At 39.9% G+C, this 18,435-nt stretch carries 16 protein-coding genes, 2 tRNA genes and 3 rRNA genes; 16 read left to right on the top strand and 5 right to left on the bottom strand.

The window, feature by feature from the left end; all coding sequences use genetic code 11:
- Positions 1–7: 7 nt before the first annotated feature.
- The 9 genes from CYP43_RS06205 (at position 8) to CYP43_RS09880 (ending at position 8,694) form a co-directional block, all read left to right on the top strand.
- The gene (locus tag CYP43_RS06205; protein ID WP_103582897.1) at positions 8–604 is read left to right on the top strand and encodes a lipid-binding SYLF domain-containing protein; all 597 of its coding nucleotides are present in this window, start codon (positions 8–10) and stop codon (positions 602–604) included.
- A complete protein-coding gene (locus tag CYP43_RS06200) occupies positions 604–1,170 on the top strand; it encodes a DedA family protein (RefSeq protein ID WP_021091280.1) in 567 nt (188 codons plus the stop codon). The genes CYP43_RS06205 and CYP43_RS06200 overlap by 1 nt, the downstream gene beginning before the upstream one ends.
- Positions 1,167–2,507: a DUF945 family protein gene (locus CYP43_RS06195; protein WP_103582896.1), complete on the top strand. Its 1,341-nt coding sequence runs from the start codon at positions 1,167–1,169 to the stop codon at positions 2,505–2,507. Before CYP43_RS06200 ends, CYP43_RS06195 begins: the two co-directional genes overlap by 4 nt.
- A 264-nt stretch (positions 2,508–2,771) precedes the next feature.
- Positions 2,772–4,282 (top strand): 16S ribosomal RNA (locus tag CYP43_RS06190).
- 94 nt (positions 4,283–4,376) lie between these two features.
- A tRNA-Ile gene (locus CYP43_RS06185) sits at positions 4,377–4,453 on the top strand.
- A gap of 12 nt (positions 4,454–4,465) precedes the next feature.
- Positions 4,466–4,541 (top strand) — tRNA-Ala (locus CYP43_RS06180).
- Positions 4,542–4,867: 326 nt separating this feature from the next.
- Positions 4,868–7,771 (top strand): 23S ribosomal RNA (locus tag CYP43_RS06175).
- A gap of 133 nt (positions 7,772–7,904) precedes the next feature.
- Positions 7,905–8,023, top strand: a 5S ribosomal RNA gene (gene rrf / locus CYP43_RS06170).
- Together the 16S, 23S and 5S rRNA genes with 2 tRNA genes alongside form the textbook arrangement of a ribosomal RNA operon.
- A 224-nt stretch (positions 8,024–8,247) precedes the next feature.
- Entirely contained in the window at positions 8,248–8,694 is a 447-nt protein-coding gene (locus CYP43_RS09880; RefSeq protein WP_103582895.1) for a helix-hairpin-helix domain-containing protein, read from the top strand.
- Between the two features lie 148 nt (positions 8,695–8,842).
- Here the strand turns inward: CYP43_RS09880 and CYP43_RS06160 are convergent, their stop codons facing one another.
- The 3 genes from CYP43_RS06160 to CYP43_RS06150 all read right to left on the bottom strand — a co-directional run bounded on the left by CYP43_RS06160 (position 8,843) and on the right by CYP43_RS06150 (position 10,413).
- Positions 8,843–9,259 (bottom strand): Rrf2 family transcriptional regulator, encoded by a 417-nt coding sequence (locus CYP43_RS06160; RefSeq protein WP_103582894.1) that lies wholly within the window; start codon positions 9,257–9,259, stop codon positions 8,843–8,845.
- Between the two features lie 113 nt (positions 9,260–9,372).
- A complete protein-coding gene (locus CYP43_RS06155) occupies positions 9,373–9,993 on the bottom strand; it encodes an NAD(P)-dependent oxidoreductase (protein ID WP_258032184.1) in 621 nt (206 codons plus the stop codon).
- A gap of 45 nt (positions 9,994–10,038) precedes the next feature.
- Entirely contained in the window at positions 10,039–10,413 is a 375-nt protein-coding gene (locus CYP43_RS06150; protein ID WP_103582892.1) for a cupin domain-containing protein, read from the bottom strand.
- Positions 10,414–10,565: 152 nt separating this feature from the next.
- Between CYP43_RS06150 and CYP43_RS06145 the strand changes: the two genes are divergently transcribed.
- The 7 genes from CYP43_RS06145 to CYP43_RS06115 all read left to right on the top strand — a co-directional run bounded on the left by CYP43_RS06145 (position 10,566) and on the right by CYP43_RS06115 (position 16,544).
- Positions 10,566–11,450: an ABC transporter six-transmembrane domain-containing protein gene (locus tag CYP43_RS06145; protein ID WP_103582891.1), complete on the top strand. Its 885-nt coding sequence runs from the start codon at positions 10,566–10,568 to the stop codon at positions 11,448–11,450.
- Entirely contained in the window at positions 11,428–12,348 is a 921-nt protein-coding gene (locus tag CYP43_RS06140; RefSeq protein WP_103582890.1) for a cation diffusion facilitator family transporter, read from the top strand. The genes CYP43_RS06145 and CYP43_RS06140 overlap by 23 nt, the downstream gene beginning before the upstream one ends.
- Before the next feature lie 118 nt (positions 12,349–12,466).
- Positions 12,467–14,257 carry a translation elongation factor 4 gene (gene lepA, locus CYP43_RS06135; RefSeq protein ID WP_103582889.1) on the top strand — a complete coding sequence of 597 codons (1,791 nt, stop codon included), beginning with the start codon at positions 12,467–12,469 and terminating at the stop codon, positions 14,255–14,257.
- Between the two features lie 202 nt (positions 14,258–14,459).
- Complete coding sequence (locus CYP43_RS06130; protein ID WP_103582888.1) at positions 14,460–14,690, top strand: 2-hydroxymuconate tautomerase family protein; 231 nt, start codon at positions 14,460–14,462, stop codon at positions 14,688–14,690.
- Positions 14,684–15,406: a hypothetical protein gene (locus CYP43_RS06125; protein ID WP_103582887.1), complete on the top strand. Its 723-nt coding sequence runs from the start codon at positions 14,684–14,686 to the stop codon at positions 15,404–15,406. Before CYP43_RS06130 ends, CYP43_RS06125 begins: the two co-directional genes overlap by 7 nt.
- 11 nt (positions 15,407–15,417) lie before the next feature.
- Entirely contained in the window at positions 15,418–15,975 is a 558-nt protein-coding gene (locus CYP43_RS06120) for a YajG family lipoprotein (protein ID WP_103582886.1), read from the top strand.
- Positions 15,975–16,544 (top strand): phosphoribosyltransferase family protein, encoded by a 570-nt coding sequence (locus CYP43_RS06115; RefSeq protein WP_103582885.1) that lies wholly within the window; start codon positions 15,975–15,977, stop codon positions 16,542–16,544. The genes CYP43_RS06120 and CYP43_RS06115 overlap by 1 nt, the downstream gene beginning before the upstream one ends.
- A gap of 80 nt (positions 16,545–16,624) precedes the next feature.
- Here CYP43_RS06115 and CYP43_RS06110 read toward each other — a convergent pair whose 3' ends face one another.
- Positions 16,625–17,263 (bottom strand): YggS family pyridoxal phosphate-dependent enzyme, encoded by a 639-nt coding sequence (locus CYP43_RS06110; protein WP_180998650.1) that lies wholly within the window; start codon positions 17,261–17,263, stop codon positions 16,625–16,627.
- Entirely contained in the window at positions 17,260–18,369 is a 1,110-nt protein-coding gene (rseP, locus tag CYP43_RS06105) for an RIP metalloprotease RseP (RefSeq protein ID WP_103582884.1), read from the bottom strand. Before rseP ends, CYP43_RS06110 begins: the two co-directional genes overlap by 4 nt.
- Positions 18,370–18,435 lie beyond the last annotated feature (66 nt).

Raw genomic sequence — 18,435 nt, 5'->3', positions numbered from 1 at the left:
GCAAGATATGAAATTTCTTTTTTCAATTTTATTATTTTTCTCACTTGGCTTTGCTAGCGAGGAGCTCGTGCTAGACTCGGCAAACTCGTTTATAACAACTATGAGAGGTGCTAGAAATGCTCCTATAAAAGAGCTAATCGAGCAGTCAAAAGCAACGATCATCTTTCCAAGTGTTAAAAAGGTTGGTTTTGTCGTTGGTGGCATGGGCGGAGATGGCATCATGGTTATTGGTAACATTAACTCGCCAAGTGAAATTTTACCAGTTAGCATAAGTGGCGGCAGCATCGGTATACAGCTTGGTTATGAGGATAGCTCGCTTGTGCTTTTTATATTTAAAGATAGCATTATCCACGATATTAAAGATGCCAAGATCACGCTTGATACAAAGCTATCAGTAGCTTTTGGTGATATTGGACGCAATTACAGTAAAGTAAGCGATTTTAAATTTTCAAGTGATATCTATGCTTACGCTGCAAATGATGGTTTTTTTGCGGGAGCTAGCTTTGGTGGAGCTGTCATCAGTGCAAGAGAAGAAATTTTAAAGCAAAGTGGCTATGCCTATGAACAGCTAATAGCCTCCGCATCCAAACTTTTAGGAGATTAATGCAAGATATCATAAACTCAGTTTCAACATACGGCTATATTGTATTGTTTTTTTATAGCCTTGGTGGCGGCATGGTTGCATTAATCGCCGCTGGAATTTTAAGTTTTGCCGGTAAGATGGATATCACTCTTAGTATAATTGTCGCTGCTGTGGCAAATACAATCGGCGACACGTTAATTTTTTATGTTGCAAGATTTAATAAAAACTCACTTATGCCTTATATCAAAAATCATAAAAGAAAGCTTGCTTATGCAGGAATTTTGGCTAAAAAACATGGCGATAAGATAATATTTATCAAAAAATTTATCTACGGAGTTAAGACTTTGGTTCCTATCGCGCTTGGACTTACGAAATATTCATTTTATAAATTTAGCATTATAAATTTGATCTCGTCAGTGCTTTGGGCGGTCATTATCGGATTTGCCAGCTTTAAAGCGGGTGATTATTTTGTAGGTGCAAGCGACTATCTTGGCGAGCATGGATATATTATGCCTCTTGCTATGGTTTGTTTGTTGCTTGGAATTTGGTTTTTTTTACAACATATTACAAAAAGGAGAAAAGCATGAAAAAGGTGATATCTGCTTTAATCGTAGTTATCGTGGTAGCCATTGGAGCGGTTTATTTTGCTTCAAATGAGGTGGAGAAAAACTATCAAAGGATAGTGAATGATCTAAATAATATTAAGGGCTTTAAAATTTCTAATAACAATTACAAAAAAGGTTTTTTTGGCTCAAAAGGATCATTTGATTTTAGTGTTTCAAAAGATCTTTTGGAAAATATATTTGGTAAAAATGTAAATGAGGATTTGGTTTTTAAAGTAGAAAATGAAATTTCTCATACAGTGCTTGCTTTTATAGATGGCTTTGAAATAGACTCAAAAATTTCTATTCAAAACGATATGATTAAAAACATTATCGCAACATTCATGGGTTCAAATGTTATTGCAACAACTAAAACAAAAGTTAGCCTAACTGGAGATAAAGATGTGGATATTAAATTTAGCAATATTGAATTTAATGATAAGCAAAAAACCGCCGTTAATACAAAAGATATAAAGATTGGTATGACGCTTGATTCAAAAGATAGTATAAACAGCTTAAAGGTTGAAGCAGATAAGATTGTTTTGAAAGATTTTAGTGAGTACAACAAAGTTGATCTAAATATCGAAGGGTTTTATATTGACTCAAGCTATAAAGAGCCAGTTAAGATTTCAAAAATTTTAGAGAGTCAGCTTGTACCTTATCTAGCAAAAGTTAAATTTAAAAGGGTGTCTTTCGCATCTAACGATATAAGTAATATTTTGATAGATGACTTTAAGTATGATTCAAAATTTGAAATCTCAAATGATCTTGGAAGATCAGACGATGTTATAAAAATAGGTATAGTAGCAGTTGATAAAGTAAAATATACAGATTTTGTCTTTGATAGCAAAATCGCAAATATCAATGTGCCTGCATTAAATAGTGTATTAGACAAGCTTAATAATTTAAATAATGAAGAAAATTATAATGTTTTAGCTGGATTAAATTTTGATGAGATAATAGATCAAATCTTAGAAAAGAATCCAAGTATAAAAATAGATACATTAAGCTTTAAAAAAGGAGATAAGGCTTTAAAGCTAAATTTGGATGCAGCAGTAAATGGCTTTAAAAAGGGAACAAATCAGTCAGAAATTTTTGATAAATTATCTCTTGGTGGAAAAATAAGTGTCGATGAAAGTCTGACGAATTTTTTTGATACATTAGTACCAGAAGTAGCTTTTGTTGAGCCTACTTTGATATCTGCTGGATATTTTAAAGAAGAGGACAAAAAAGCAATAAGTGAATTTAAATATGATCCAAACAAAAAAGATATTATATTTAATGGAAAAGTTGGACTTCAAAATTTCTTTATGGGTTTTTAAAAAATTAGCCTGATTTTTATCTGCATTTAAGCATCACTTCTATATACTTCACTTTCTGTTTTGCAAAACGCAGAGCAGAAAGTTCTTTTAACTTACAATTGTTAAACTATTAGTCAATCTTTGAAATCTAAACAAGTGATCGATTGAGCCAGTCTATTATTTTATAATTATAATAGATTAGACAAACTAATAAATAAAACTAAAAGTTTTTTTGATTAAAAACTTCATAATAAAATCCTATCAAATAAATTTTGCTAGGTAATTAATATGGAGAGTTTGATCCTGGCTCAGAGTGAACGCTGGCGGCGTGCCTAATACATGCAAGTCGAACGGACAAGTAAGAGCTTGCTCTTATGAGTTAGTGGCGCACGGGTGAGTAATGTATAGCTAATCTGCCCTACACTAGAGGACAACAGTTGGAAACGGCTGCTAATACTCTATACTCCTGTCTTACATAAGTTAGATAGGGAAAGTTTTTCGGTGTAGGATGAGGCTATATTGTATCAGCTAGTTGGTGAGGTAATGGCTCACCAAGGCTATGACGCATAACTGGTCTGAGAGGATGATCAGTCACACTGGAACTGAGACACGGTCCAGACTCCTACGGGAGGCAGCAGTAGGGAATATTGCTCAATGGGGGAAACCCTGAAGCAGCAACGCCGCGTGGAGGATGACACTTTTCGGAGCGTAAACTCCTTTTGTTAGGGAAGAACAATGACGGTACCTAACGAATAAGCACCGGCTAACTCCGTGCCAGCAGCCGCGGTAATACGGAGGGTGCAAGCGTTACTCGGAATCACTGGGCGTAAAGGACGCGTAGGCGGATTATCAAGTCTCTTGTGAAATCCTATGGCTTAACCATAGAACTGCTTGGGAAACTGGTAATCTAGAGTGAGGGAGAGGCAGATGGAATTGGTGGTGTAGGGGTAAAATCCGTAGAGATCACCAGGAATACCCATTGCGAAGGCGATCTGCTGGAACTCAACTGACGCTAATGCGTGAAAGCGTGGGGAGCAAACAGGATTAGATACCCTGGTAGTCCACGCCCTAAACGATGTATACTAGTTGTTGCTAAGCTAGTCTTGGCAGTAATGCACCTAACGGATTAAGTATACCGCCTGGGGAGTACGGTCGCAAGATTAAAACTCAAAGGAATAGACGGGGACCCGCACAAGCGGTGGAGCATGTGGTTTAATTCGAAGATACGCGAAGAACCTTACCCGGACTTGATATCTAACAAATCATCTAGAGATAGAAGAGTGTCTGCTTGCAGAAATGTTAAGACAGGTGCTGCACGGCTGTCGTCAGCTCGTGTCGTGAGATGTTGGGTTAAGTCCCGCAACGAGCGCAACCCACGTCATTAGTTGCTAACAGTTCGGCTGAGCACTCTAATGAGACTGCCTTCGTAAGGAGGAGGAAGGTGTGGACGACGTCAAGTCATCATGGCCCTTATGTCCGGGGCGACACACGTGCTACAATGGCATATACAATGAGAAGCAATATCGCGAGATGGAGCAAATCTATAAAATATGTCCCAGTTCGGATTGGAGTCTGCAACTCGACTCCATGAAGCCGGAATCGCTAGTAATCGTAGATCAGCCATGCTACGGTGAATACGTTCCCGGGTCTTGTACTCACCGCCCGTCACACCATGGGAGTTGATTTCACTCGAAGCCGGAATACTAAATTAGTTACCGTCCACAGTGGAATCAGCGACTGGGGTGAAGTCGTAACAAGGTAACCGTAGGAGAACCTGCGGTTGGATCACCTCCTTTCTAGAGTACATATAGATATTCTCTCACAAGATATCTATAAGAAAGATATTCTCAATCATCCTTGTTTAGTTTTGAAAGATTGATAGACCTATAGGGGCCTATAGCTCAGCTGGTTAGAGTGCACCCCTGATAAGGGTGAGGTCACAAGTTCAAGTCTTGTTAGGCCCACCAGAGAATTTAATTGGGGAATTAGCTCAGCTGGGAGAGCGCCTGCTTTGCACGCAGGAGGTCAGCGGTTCGATCCCGCTATTCTCCACCATAAAATAGTTTAACTATATTAAGTCTAATTAGAGAGCTTAAAAATTAAACTTTCTAATTAGACTTTTGTCTAAATGTTCTTTTAATTAATATTGTTAATAGTCACAAGCAAGTTTTAAAAACAATTTTACAGGACTTGTTAAAGATTTAAATTTCTATTCTCTTTGCATTTAATGCAAAAGTTTGACATCACAATCTATTTAGGATTTAAAACTTATCTAAATAGTAGTCAATGCTTTCCGTCTTGAGAGCTGGGATTTAAATTTAGTAACATAAAGTTATCTTTAACAAGGAAGTGATGCGAATTAGAATAATCTAATATAGAAAAGGTAAGCTACAAAGAGCAAGTGGTGGATGCCTTGGCTAGTAGAGGCGATGAAAGACGTGCCAGGCTGCGATAAGTCTCGGGGAGCCGTCAAGGGGCTTTGATCCGGGAATTTCTGAATGGGGCAACCCAGTTAAGCGCGAGCTTAACTACCTAATATGGAGCGAACGAGGGGAATTGAAACATCTTAGTACCCTCAGGAAAAGAAATCAAAAGAGATTACGCTAGTAGCGGCGAGCGAACGCGTAAGAGGGCAAACCGTTAGTTTACTAACGGGGTTGTAGGACTGCAATATAGACTAAACTTAGCTAATAGAATAATTTGGAAAGATTAAGCATAGAGGGTGATACTCCCGTATATGAAAGCTTTGTTTTACTTAGCAGTATCCTGAGTAGGGCGGAACACGTGATATTCTGTCTGAAGCTGGGTAGACCACTATCCAACCCTAAATACTACTACTAGACCGATAGTGCACAAGTACCGTGAGGGAAAGGTGAAAAGAACTGAGGTGATCAGAGTGAAATAGAACCTGAAACCATTTGCTTACAATCATTCAGAGCCCTATGATTTATCAGGGTGATGGACTGCCTTTTGCATAATGAGCCTGCGAGTTGTGATGTCTGGCAAGGTTAAGGAAACCCGGAGCCGTAGCGAAAGCGAGTCTTAATAGGGCGTTTAGTCAGACGTTGCAGACCCGAAACGATGTGATCTATCCATGAGCAGGTTGAAACCGGTGTAAGAGCCGGTGGAGGACCGAACCCGCTAGCGTTGAAAAGCTATGGGATGACTTGTGGATAGGGGTGAAAGGCCAATCAAACATCGTGATAGCTGGTTCTCTCCGAAATATATTTAGGTATAGCGTCATGTAGTAACACTAGGGGGTAGAGCACTGAATGGGCTAGGGCATACACCAATGTACCAAACCCTATCAAACTCCGAATACCTAGTGTGTAATCATGGCAGTCAGGCGGCGAGTGATAAAATCCGTCGTCGAGAGGGGAACAACCCAGACTAACAGCTAAGGTCCCTAAATCTCATTTAAGTGGAAAACGATGTGGAGTTACTTAAACAACCAGGAGGTTGGCTTAGAAGCAGCCATCCTTTAAAGAAAGCGTAATAGCTCACTGGTCTAGTGATTCTGCGCGGAAAATATAACGGGGCTAAAATGAGTACCGAAGCTTTAGACTTAGTTTTACTAAGTGGTAGGAGAGCGTTGTATTTGCGTTGAAGGTATACCGGTAAGGAGTGCTGGAGCGAATACAAGTGAGCATGCAGGCATGAGTAGCGATAATTGGGGTGAGAATCCCCAACGCCGTAAACCCAAGGTTTCCTACGCGATGCTCGTCATCGTAGGGTTAGCCGGGTCCTAAGCAAAGTCCGAAAGGGGTATGCGATGGAAAATTGGTTAATATTCCAATGCCAACTATAATGTGCGATGGAAGGACGCTTAGAGTTAAGCAAGCTAGCGGATGGTAGTGCTAGTCGAAAGGTGTAGGTTAAGATTCAGGCAAATCCGGATCTTTTTAAGCCGAGACCCCACAGGCGTTTGAAGTTCTTCGGAATGGATAGCGAATTGCCGATACTGTCGAGCCAAGAAAAGTTTCTAAGTTTAGTTATAGTTGCCCGTACCGTAAACCGACACAGGTGGGTGGGATGAGTATTCTAAGGCGCGTGGAAGAACTCTCTTCAAGGAACTCTGCAAAATAGCACCGTATCTTCGGTATAAGGTGTGCCTAACTTTGTTAAGGATTTACTCCGTAAGCATTGAAGGTTACAACAAAGAGTCCCTCCCGACTGTTTACCAAAAACACAGCACTCTGCTAACTCGTAAGAGGATGTATAGGGTGTGACGCCTGCCCGGTGCTCGAAGGTTAATTGATGACGTTAGCTCTGCGAAGCGTTTGATCGAAGCCCGAGTAAACGGCGGCCGTAACTATAACGGTCCTAAGGTAGCGAAATTCCTTGTCGATTAAATATCGACCTGCATGAATGGCGTAACGAGATGGGAGCTGTCTCGAAGAGGGATCCAGTGAAATTGTAGTGGAGGTGAAAATTCCTCCTACCCGCGGCAAGACGGAAAGACCCCGTGGACCTTTACTACAGCTTGACACTGCTATTGGGATAAAAATGTGCAGGATAGGTGGGAGGCTTTGATCCATAGACGCCAGTTTATGGTGAGCCATTGTTGAGATACCACTCTTTTTTATTCTGATAGCTAACTAGCTTGAGTTATCCTCAAGTAGGACAATGTCTGGTGGGTAGTTTGACTGGGGCGGTCGCCTCCCAAAATGTAACGGAGGCTTACAAAGGTTGGCTCAGAACGGTTGGAAATCGTTCGTAGAGTATAAAGGCATAAGCCAGCTTAACTGCGAGACATACACGTCAAGCAGAGACGAAAGTCGGTCTTAGTGATCCGGTGGTTCTGTGTGGAAGGGCCATCGCTCAAAGGATAAAAGGTACCCCGGGGATAACAGGCTGATCTCCCCCAAGAGCTCACATCGACGGGGAGGTTTGGCACCTCGATGTCGGCTCATCGCATCCTGGGGCTGGAGCAGGTCCCAAGGGTATGGCTGTTCGCCATTTAAAGCGGTACGCGAGCTGGGTTCAGAACGTCGTGAGACAGTTCGGTCCCTATCTGCCGTGGGCGTAAGAAGATTGAGGAGAGTTGACCCTAGTACGAGAGGACCGGGTCGAACCAACCACTGGTGTACGAGTTGTTCTGCCAAGAGCACCGCTCGGTAGCTATGTTGGGATGTGATAACTGCTGAAAGCATCTAAGCAGGAAGCCAACTCCAAGATGAATCTTCTTTTAAGAGCTCATATAGACTATGTGTTTGATAGGCTGGGTGTGTAATGGATGAAAGTCCTTTAGCTGACCAGTACTAATAGCTCGTCTGCTTATCTTTTTATAAGCATCACTTCCTTGTTAAGGATAAAAACTTAATAAGATATGTTTTTGCAAAACTTTGTTTATGACTTTTAACTTTATCAAGTAGTGTTAAATAAGAGATTTATCTAATATATCTTTTATTTAACACTGCCCGTGACTATACAGACGAGGAAACGCCTTGCTCCATCTCGAACCAAGAAGCTAAGCTCGTCCTGGCTGATGATACTCTCCCTTACTGGGATGTTGGAAAAGTAGGTCGTTGCGGGCTTTGTTAATTTTTAATCTTCTTTGTCTAAACAATTATCTTTTAAAATATTATTTCTTAATTTATAACAAAATATCAAATCTTACATTTATTTATTTTTTAAATAATCAGACTTTTTATCTCTATGTTTATAAATATCTTTTAGCTTATGCTCTTTTATGCGAGTATTGACTAAAAACACCAAATATGATAGACTCCAAACCCAAATTTACCCAAAAAGGACAAAAATGAAAAAGATTATATTCTCACTATTAGCAGCAGCTTCTACATTACTAGCAGCCATAAATTTAAACACCGCCACAAAAGAAGAGTTAATGAGTTTAGATGGTATAGGATCTTCAAAGGCAGATGCAATAATAGAGTATAGAAAAGCGAATAAATTTAACTCAATAGAAGACATAAAAAATGTAAATGGTATAGGTGATAAGACATTTGAAAATTTAAAATCAGATATATCAGTATCAGGCACTACAAAGATAGATAACACAAAATCAAAAATAAAATCTAAAAAAGATGAGATAAAAGAAAAAGCAAGTAAAAAGAGTGATAAAGTAAAAGAGAAAAAAGATAGTGCTAAAGATGATAGTATAAAAGAGATAAAAGATAAGAAAGAAAAGCTAAAAGATAAAGCAGAGAAAAAGAGTAAAGCTAAAAAAGAGAAAAGCAAAGAGTAACAAAAGCTAGAAATTTATAAAAATTCTTACATAAAGTATATAAAAATAGTTAGGAGCACATGGTGCTCCTAATAAATAAAATAGATTGATTTTTTATATATCAGCCTACTTTTTAAATCTTATAACTTAATCTGCTTACTTTTTAAGTTTACAAATTAATAAGTTCATCTAATAGATCTTGTAAAGTAATACTTCTTAAACTATCTTCTAAAGCTTCTTGTGCTTTTAAAAAGTGACCGGTTAAGAGTCCCTCGATCTTGCCACCAAGCGGGCAGGCTTTAGGTGAGTCAGAGTGGATCTTGAAAAGTTTTTCTTTATCATTTACTGCGTTAAAAATTTGAAGGAGGGTTATATCTTTTGGCTCTTTTGCAAGACTCACACCACCAACTCCAGCTACGACATTCACGAGTCCTGCAGCCTTTAGAGTGCCAAGCAGACGCCTAACTATGACCGGATTTGTGTTTATACTACCTGCTATAAATTCGCTCGTGACTTTCTCGTCTTTGAAAAAACAAGCTGCTAAGACTACATGAATCGCGATTGAAAACTTAATCCCTATTTGCATGATCGTCCTTGAAATTTTCTCTGATTATACTTTAAATTTTTACTAAAAGCAGTTTATTTTTAGTTTAGATTTGACAAGCCGGCTTTTTTGCCAGCTATGTCAAATCTATAATTTTATGCTCGCTCACTAACTGCTGTGAAGCGTTTTTGTATAAATTTTTTGTTTTTTAGCTCGTCTATGATCGCAAGCGCAAGGTCTGGATAGCTTATATAGCTCTCATTTTTTGAGTTTAAGATGAGATTATCTCCACCAAGCACGTATTTACCAGTACGAGCACCATTTGCGTCGTAGTCACATGCTGGACTTACATATGTCCAAAGCAAATCGCTCCTACCTTTTAGCTCAAAATAAGACTCCGCAGTCGCCTTTGCCACACCCATATATGCAGCCGGGAAGTCTGGTGTATCCATTAGCATAGTGTCTTTGCTATCAACAAATAACGTACCAGCGCCGCCAACTACGATGAGCCTTGTACTAGTGCCTTCTAGTAAATTTATAAGGTGAGTGGCCACTTTTTTGTGAAACGCAAAGGTATCTGGCGTCCACGCTGCAAATGCGCTGATAACCGCGTCAAAGCCAGCTAGATCGGCCTTTGTAAGCTCGAAAATATCTTTGTAAATAACCTTTACGCTCGTATTTTTATACTCTTTATTTCTAGCGATCGCTGTGACGTCGTAACCTTGTTTTAGCGCCTCATTTACTAAATTTGCACCGCTTTTGCCGTTTGCACCTATGATTGCTATTTTTATTATTTCTCCTTTAAATTTTGCTTTTTAAATTTACAGCCAGCTTGGCTTTACGTCATTAACTATCACGCCGTCACTCATTGTGTATTGCTCTAGGCTACCGCGTTTTGTCTGGATGCAGATCATTTTGATGCCGTTTTTGCCAGCTTTAAAGCACCTCTTACCCTCTGGATCTATGCGCACCGCGTCGCCTTTGCTTACTTTTATCACTTCGCCGTCGATAAAGAGCTCACCATCGCCATCAGTGATGATGTAAAGCTCCTCGTTTTGCTTGTGTGCATGGACAAATGGCACGCTCACATTTGCCGCAAATTCGTTTATAGATACTTCACAGCCAGTTAAATTTAAAGCCTCTTTTAGCTCAACTCTTGGCTCGTTTGTGATCTTTGCAACCTGATAATTTTTCATTTTATTCTCCTTGTTTTTTGTGTTGTAATATTTTTATTTACAACCGATGAGCGAAGTATAGTGATTTTTTGTTGTAATGTCAAGAGTTACAACAAAAATTTTTCAAAATTTATAAATTTTGGCTAGAATTCGCGAAAATTTTAGGATTAAATTTGCAAAATAACGCCTTTAAAACGCTAAAGAGCATAGCGACCGAGCACAATAAAAATCTCATTTTGACCTTTGCTTTGGTGTTAGCAGAGAACGGACTTTTTCTTGCTTATCCGATATTTGCGGGCTTTGCGATAAACGCAATCATACAAGGAAATACGTTAAATGCCCTCATTTACGCACTTTTTGTGCTCATAGCGTGGCTTGTAGGAGCCATTAGGCGCCGTGTGGATACGCAAGTTTTTGCAAATATCTACGCAAAGCTTGCTGTAAATGTCATCATGAATGAAAAACAAAATGCCAAAGACGACTCCGCCATCATCGCCAGAGTAGCGCTCTCGCGAGAGTTTGTAAATTTCTTTGAGACGCATTTTCCTATGTTTTTTACATCGGTTATTTCGATCATCGGCTCAGCGTTTATGCTCATTTTTGTCGAGTCAAAGGTCGCTGTGGCGTGCTTTGTCGTGATGATCGTTTTTCTTATATTTTTACCAAGATATATCAAGAAAAATGACGACCTTTATCTTCGCTTAAATGACCGCCTAGAAAAAGAGGCAAAGGTGATAGGTGTTTTTAACAAAAGCACGCTAAATAGGCACTACGACGTCGTTTCTAAATTTCGTATAGCGATCTCAAACAGGGAGGCGATGAGCTATTTTATCATCGGTATTAGCGCTTCGCTGCTCTTTTTGGTGGCGATAATAGTGCTAAGCTCGCAGCAGACAAATGCCGGCCACATCTACTCTGTGATGACCTATATATGGAATTCCGTCATCAGTCTTGACGACTCGCCAAAGCTCATCGAGGAATTTTCAAATTTAAAAGATATAGGCAAGAGGATCGACGCCCAAAAGAAGGATAATGATGCACAACAAGAGCGTTCTTAGAAATTCATTTTTTCTAATTTTCACGTTTATGATAGTTGAGGCCGTTTTTGGCTTCGTTTCAAACTCGCTTACGCTTATTAGCGACGCATTTCACATGCTCTCAGACGCTGCCGCGCTATTTTTGTCACTCATGGCGTTTAAAATTTCAGAAAAAAGGGCAAATTTACAAAAGACCTTTGGCTACAAAAGGGTCGAGATCATCGCCGCTTTCATAAACGCCATCGCTCTTATCGCACTTGCAGTCTTTGTCGTAGTTGAAGCTATCATCAGGCTTTTTAACGAGCCAGAGATAGAGGCTAAAACGATGCTTTTTATTAGTATTTTGGGGCTTGTGGTAAATTTAGTCGTAGCTGTTTATATGCATAAAAGCGCTGATACAAAAGAAAACTTAAATATGAAAGGCGCTTATTTGCACGTGCTTGGTGATACGCTTGGCTCAGTTGGCGCCATCGTTGCAGCGCTTCTTGTGATGAAATTTAACTTCACGCAGGCCGATAGCATCGCAAGTATCTTTGTCTCACTACTCATTATAAAAAGTGGCGCTAGCTTGCTAAAAGATAGCTTTAATATCCTGATCGAAGCCGTGCCGCTTAAGCTTGATACGGATGAAATTTTAAGCGTTATAAGGGGCGTAGATGGCGTTAAAATCGTGCATGACCTGCATATCTGGGCGATAAATGCTGGCACAAATGCGCTCATAGCCCACGTGGTGGTAGATGATGCGCTAAGCGTGGCTGAAATTTCAAAGATGATAAAGCGCATCGAACACGAGCTTTCTCACGCAGGCATCGGCCATGTCACGCTTCAGTTTGAAAGTGAGAACCTTGGACATAAAGACGATCTCATCTGCGAGTTAAATGACGATGAAGGACATGAGCACTTTGGACATTGTCATTAAGATTTTTAAGAATAGAGCCAAGCTCTAGTGACGGGCTTATGATAAAAATATATTTATTGGCATTTAAATCAACTTTAGGCAAAATAAAGCCCAAAATTTAGTAAAAAGTAAAGCTTATATGAAAAACATCAGAAATTTTAGCATCATCGCTCATATCGACCACGGCAAAAGCACGCTTGCTGACCGCCTCATACAGGAGTGTGGCGCCGTCAGTGACCGTGAGATGAGCAGTCAGATCATGGATACAATGGATATCGAAAAAGAGCGTGGCATCACGATAAAAGCCCAGTCTGTGCGCCTAAACTACGCACTAAATGGCGAAAATTTTGTTCTAAATTTGATAGACACTCCGGGTCACGTCGACTTTAGCTACGAGGTGAGCCGCTCTTTGGCTAGTTGTGAGGGCGCACTGCTAGTCGTGGATGCTAGCCAGGGAGTGGAGGCACAAACCATCGCAAACGTCTATATCGCACTTGAAAACAACCTAGAGATCATCCCAGTTATCAACAAGATCGACCTACCTGCGGCTGACCCTGCCAGGGTAAAAGACGAGATCGAGCATATCATCGGACTTGACTGCTCGGGAGCGATCGAAGTGAGCGCAAAAACAGGCGTTGGCATAAAAGAGTTACTTGAGGCGATCATCACGAGGATCCCTGCGCCAAATGGTGATGCAAATAAGCCCACAAAGGCGCTAATTTATGATAGTTGGTTTGACAACTATCTTGGCGCGCTTGCACTTGTGCGTATTTATGATGGTGAAATTTCAAAAAATGATGAAATTTTGGTTATGGGCACAGGTAAAAAACACATCGTGCTTGACCTCATGTATCCAAATCCTATCGCACCTATCAAGACCAAAACACTTAGCGCTGGCGAAGTTGGTATCGTAGTTTTAGGACTTAAAAATGTTAGCGACGTGCAAGTTGGTGATACGATAACGCAGTCAAGAAATCCTCTAAAAGAGCCAGTTGGTGGCTTTGAGAGGGCTAAGCCGTTTGTCTTTGCGGGACTTTATCCGATAGAAACTGATAAATTTGAAGATCTGCGTGATGCGCTGGATAAGCTAAAGCTAAATGACAGCTCGATAAGCTATGAGCCAGAGACTTCGGTTGCACTTGGATTTGGCTTTAGGGTTGGCTTTTTAGGGCTGCTTCATATGGAAGTGGTAAAAGAGAGGCTGGAGCGCGAATTTGATCTTGATCTCATCGCCACAGCGCCAACCGTGACCTACGAAGTCATTCAAACAGATGGACTAAATTTAAAGATCCAAAACCCAAGCCAGCTGCCACCAGTCAATAAAATAGACTCAATCCTTGAGCCATACGTGAAAGCGACTATCATCACGCCAAGTGAGTTTTTGGGCAATATCATCACGCTCTTAAACAACCGTCGCGGCATACAAACGAAGATGGACTACATCACGACTGACCGCGTTTTGCTTGAGTATGACATACCGATGAACGAGATCGTGATGGACTTTTACGACAAACTAAAATCAAGCACAAAAGGTTATGCGAGTTTTGACTACGAGCCTAGCGACTACCGCGTGGGTGATCTAGTGAAGCTTGATGTTAAAGTGGCTGGTGAAACGGTCGATGCACTCTCTATCATTGTACCTGAGAGTAAAGCGCAGACAAAGGGCAGGGACTTTGTAAAGGCGATGAAAGAGATTGTGCCACGTCAGCTCTTTGAAGTGGCTATACAAGCGAGTATCGGTAATAAAATAATTGCTCGAGAAACCGTAAAATCAATGGGTAAAAACGTCACAGCCAAGTGCTATGGTGGCGATATTACGCGTAAGAGAAAGTTGCTTGAAAAGCAAAAAGAGGGTAAAAAGCGGATGAAGGCGATAGGAAAGGTGAATTTGCCGCAGGAGGCGTTCTTATCCGTCTTAAAAATAGACTAGAGGCTTATCTTTTGTGCCCTTTTGAAAGAGTTAGTGAAATTTTGGATTGATGAACTACGTGTTCTATCCGCACCAAAATTTCACGTCACAGATTTCAAAATCATCACAAAATATCTCGCCTTATTGTGAGGTGGCGATACTACCGCCTTCGGTTTTTGTTTTTGATTAAATTTTAAATACTAAATTTGCAAAAAGGAGCGCTATGCCATTTGTGAAAATTTGTGTGACAAAAGAGGGCGATAGCCCAAGTGTTGAGCAAAAAGAGAAGATGATAAGCGGAGTCACTAAACTAATAAGCGAAATTTTAGGAAGAAATGCTCAAAATACTGTTGTTATCATTGACGAGATAGACACTAATAATTACGGTATAGCAGGAGAGAGTGTGAGAAATCTTCGTAAAAAACAAAACGAGCAAAAGGAAGTGAAATGCTAAGAGCGACATTATTAGCAGTTTTTGCAGCTGTCTTTCTAACTGGCTGCATGGCTAAAGCCAGCCTTTGCCTCTCATGTGAGGGTATAGACGGCATGCAAAGTGCGAGCATAAACAGCGAAGATAAGATGTATTTTGAAGAGGTTATGAGGATACCGGCTGATTGCAGTGCTTGCAAAGGCAGGGGCGATGGTCTTTTTATAAATGGTATTAAATACAAAAGTGATGTAGCAATAAATTGCTGCTTGGAAAAAAATATGATCGATACTAATGTTGGATTAAAAAAGGTTTATTTCCACAGGATCGTCGATGCTAGAAGTAGCGCTAGATCGATATATTATACAGGTGTTGAAGGAAATACTGCAGTTTTTAACTCAAACCCACGCCTTGAAGTGCTTTTTTACATGTTTTTGCAGCGTGAGTTAAATTCTCGCGGAATCGTTGTTGTCGATACTCAAACATCGCCTTACACGTACAGGCTTGATTTTAGATTTGACGAACTTAGAGGAAGCTATTCGGGAAGTTCAGAAATTTTAAATGGACATCTAAATGGGCTTCTTATTCTTTCAAATATAAATTTCAAAAAAACGTTACCTATCTCGACTAGGCACCATGTGGAGAAGCTAGAGGCCTCAGAGTCTGGTCAGTTTGACTTTTTTATCGCACTTTTGGTTAAACAAGCCGCGATAAAAGTAGCCGATGAGATCACTAAACTTTAAAAGGAAAAACGATGAATAAATTTAAAATTTTAGCTATTTTTGGACTTTTTGTTTTGTTTTTAACTGGTTGTGCACCAAGTCAAAGTGTTGTCGCATTTGATCCATATAAGGCTGCTGCAAGCCAGCAAAATAGTGGCTTTGAGACCTATATAAGCGCGGTGCATGACAACCGTAAAAACAAAAGTACCATTGCTACGATCACTGATAGCAAAGGTACCGTAAAAGAATATGTCGTGCTTCAAAACGATCTTGCTACTTATTTTAGCGATTCGCTCAAAAAAGAGCTTATGGCGCGCGGTGCAAATGTAAATGGCATGGGTGGAGTCGTGGTTGAAATTTTTATCAACGAGTTTGAAGCAAATATGAGCGGATACGGCACTGATAATACAAAAGGCAATATTAAGATCACACTTAAGATCCAAAAAGGCGATCAAAGCATCGTTAAAAACATTTCAAATAATCAAACCAAATTTGAGTTAATTCCCACAGGTGGAGCATTTAAATCATTTTTAACTGAGATCATAAATGACGCTATCAAACGTACAGCAATTGCTATTTTAAATAGCTAATGTTTTGTGCGTTTTGCAAGAGCTTTACACCAAATACATTTTGTAAAATTTGCTCACAAATTTTAAGCGAGCCAAGCCCGATAGTAAGAGAACTAGAGGGCTTTAAAATTTATAGCTTTTACGGCTACTCTGAAATAAAAGAACTCATCCACTCCAAGCACCAAATGCACGGATATTTTATATATAAAAATTTAGCTAAATTTGCATTTAGTCAATTTTTTAAAAGCTTTAGCTTTCCAGAGCAAGTCTATGCTTTGCCTATAGATGATAGAGTGCATCATGGCTACTCGCACACGGCTATTTTGGCAAATGCGCTAAGGGCTAAAAATCTAAAGCCCATATTTCACGCACTGCATGCGACCAGTAAGATTAGCTATAGTGGCAAGGATTTGCAATTTAGGCAAAATAACCCAAGAAATTTTAAAATCCTAAAAAAGATCACTGCGCCAGTTATTTTAGTAGACGATATCGTAACCACTGGTACAACGATACTTGAGGCTAAAAATACTCTAGAAAAAGCTGGTGTAAAAGTACTTTTTGCTCTAGTTTTGGCTGACGCTAAATATTAAATTTTAATTTTTTCTCAAGTCTTTTTAGTAAAAATTTATTGAGCCCAGTAGTAGAGTCAAATCAGGCAAAAGCGATAAAATTATAAATAAAGCATTGTCCCAAGGCGAATCATATTTGAGCCGCATTTTATCGCTAGCTCGAAGTCGCTACTCATGCCCATCGAGCAGATAGTTGCACCTTTTGGCTTTAGGCTATCAAAAATTTTATAAGTTAGCTCAAAGCTCTTTTGAATCTCTTTTGGCTCATCCACATGCGCTCCGATACTCATCACACCTTTTAAATTTATATTTTTGCACTCGCTTTGGATACGCTCATAAATTTCTACCGCATTTGCTACGCTTACACCTTGCTTTGTATCTTCATCAGCCGAGTTTATTTGAAGCAAGGTATCAAGCTTGTAGTCGAGTCTTTTATCGACCTCTACGGCCCTTCCAAAGCTATCACAGCTTTGCCAAAGTGTTGGCTTTAGACTTATCATCTGATTTATTTTGTTATTTTGTAAGCGGCCGATCATATGCCATTTTATATCAGTAAAATTTTGCAGTTCTAGCTCTTTTTTGGCTAGCTCTTGGACTCTATTTTCGCCAAAATTTCTTTGCCCTTGCGCATAAAGCTCTCTTACTTCAGTGCATGTCACATTTTTGCTAACAGCGATGAGTGTCACGTCTTTGCTTAAATTTTCGATCTTTTCAAGTAGTTCTTTTAAAACTATCATCATAAACCTCCACTTAATCTCATAATGTCATTAAATGTCGCGAGCACCATGATGCCAAGCAGTAGCGCCCAGCCACAGTAGGTAAGAGCAACAAGCACTCGCTCATTTATTTCGCGTCTAAAAGTTAGTTCATAAATGTTAAATAAGATGTGCCCGCCATCAAGCGCTGGGATAGGAAATAAATTTAAAACACCTAAATTTACAGAGATTAACGCTACGATGGTTAAAAGCACGCTAAGGCTGATCTTAGCGGCCTTTGATGTGACATCGGCGATCTGCACGATGCCCCCGACCTCTTTTAGCGGCACAGCTCCGCTTACTAGTTTGGTAAAGCTTTTAAAGATTAGTTTTGATGCTTCGATTGTCTCACTAAAGGCAAAATTTATGCCTGCAAGACCAGTGTGGTAAATTTTTATCACTTCGCCATTTGGAGAGATCCCGATCAATGGGCGCTGTACCTTTTCATTAAATATATTTATCGTCTCGCCTATCTTTGGCGTTAAATTTATAGTCATTTGTGAGCCGTTACGATCTATCAAAATGGTGCTTGGCTCAAGCTTTACATTTTTACTGATCTCATCCCACTCGTTTATCTTTACGCCATTTATTGCTAAAATTTTATCATTTTTAGCTAGCCCAGCACTTGCAGCTGCCGAGCCTTCAGCTATGTGGCCTATACTTGGCGCAAGTCTTTCAACTCCGATAGATCCAAGCAAAATGTATATGAAAAACGCCAAGATAAAGTTGAAAAATGGCCCAGCAAAGAGGATGTAAATTCGCTTTATCGGACTTAGCACGTTGTAGCTATCACGGTCGTAGTTTTTTGCCTTTGGGTCGGTGTCGTCTTGCCCTTTTAGCTGCACGTATCCGCCAAGTGGGATCGCGCTTAGGCAGTAGTCGGTGCCGCCAACGTTTTTGGTGTAAATTTTCTCGCCAAAGCCAATACTAAAGGTATTTACCTTTACGCCAAGCGTTCTTGCTGCCAAAAAGTGGCCAAGCTCATGAAAAAATATGAGAAAACTAATGGCTAAAACAGTTACTAAAAAATAAAACGAATACGCATAAAGCCCAAGGCCAAGCAGGGCCAGTGTGAAGAGAATGCCTTTCAAAACTTACCTTTTTTTGAAAAAATTGATGAGATTTTAGCCAAAATTTATAAATTTACTCTCAAACGG

This window comes from Campylobacter concisus (assembly GCF_002913045.1).
Taxonomy (GTDB): Bacteria; Campylobacterota; Campylobacteria; order Campylobacterales; family Campylobacteraceae; genus Campylobacter_A; species Campylobacter_A concisus_AP.
The sequence above is the reverse complement of the archived record's forward strand: the minus strand, read 5'-3'. Positions and strand labels throughout refer to the sequence as shown.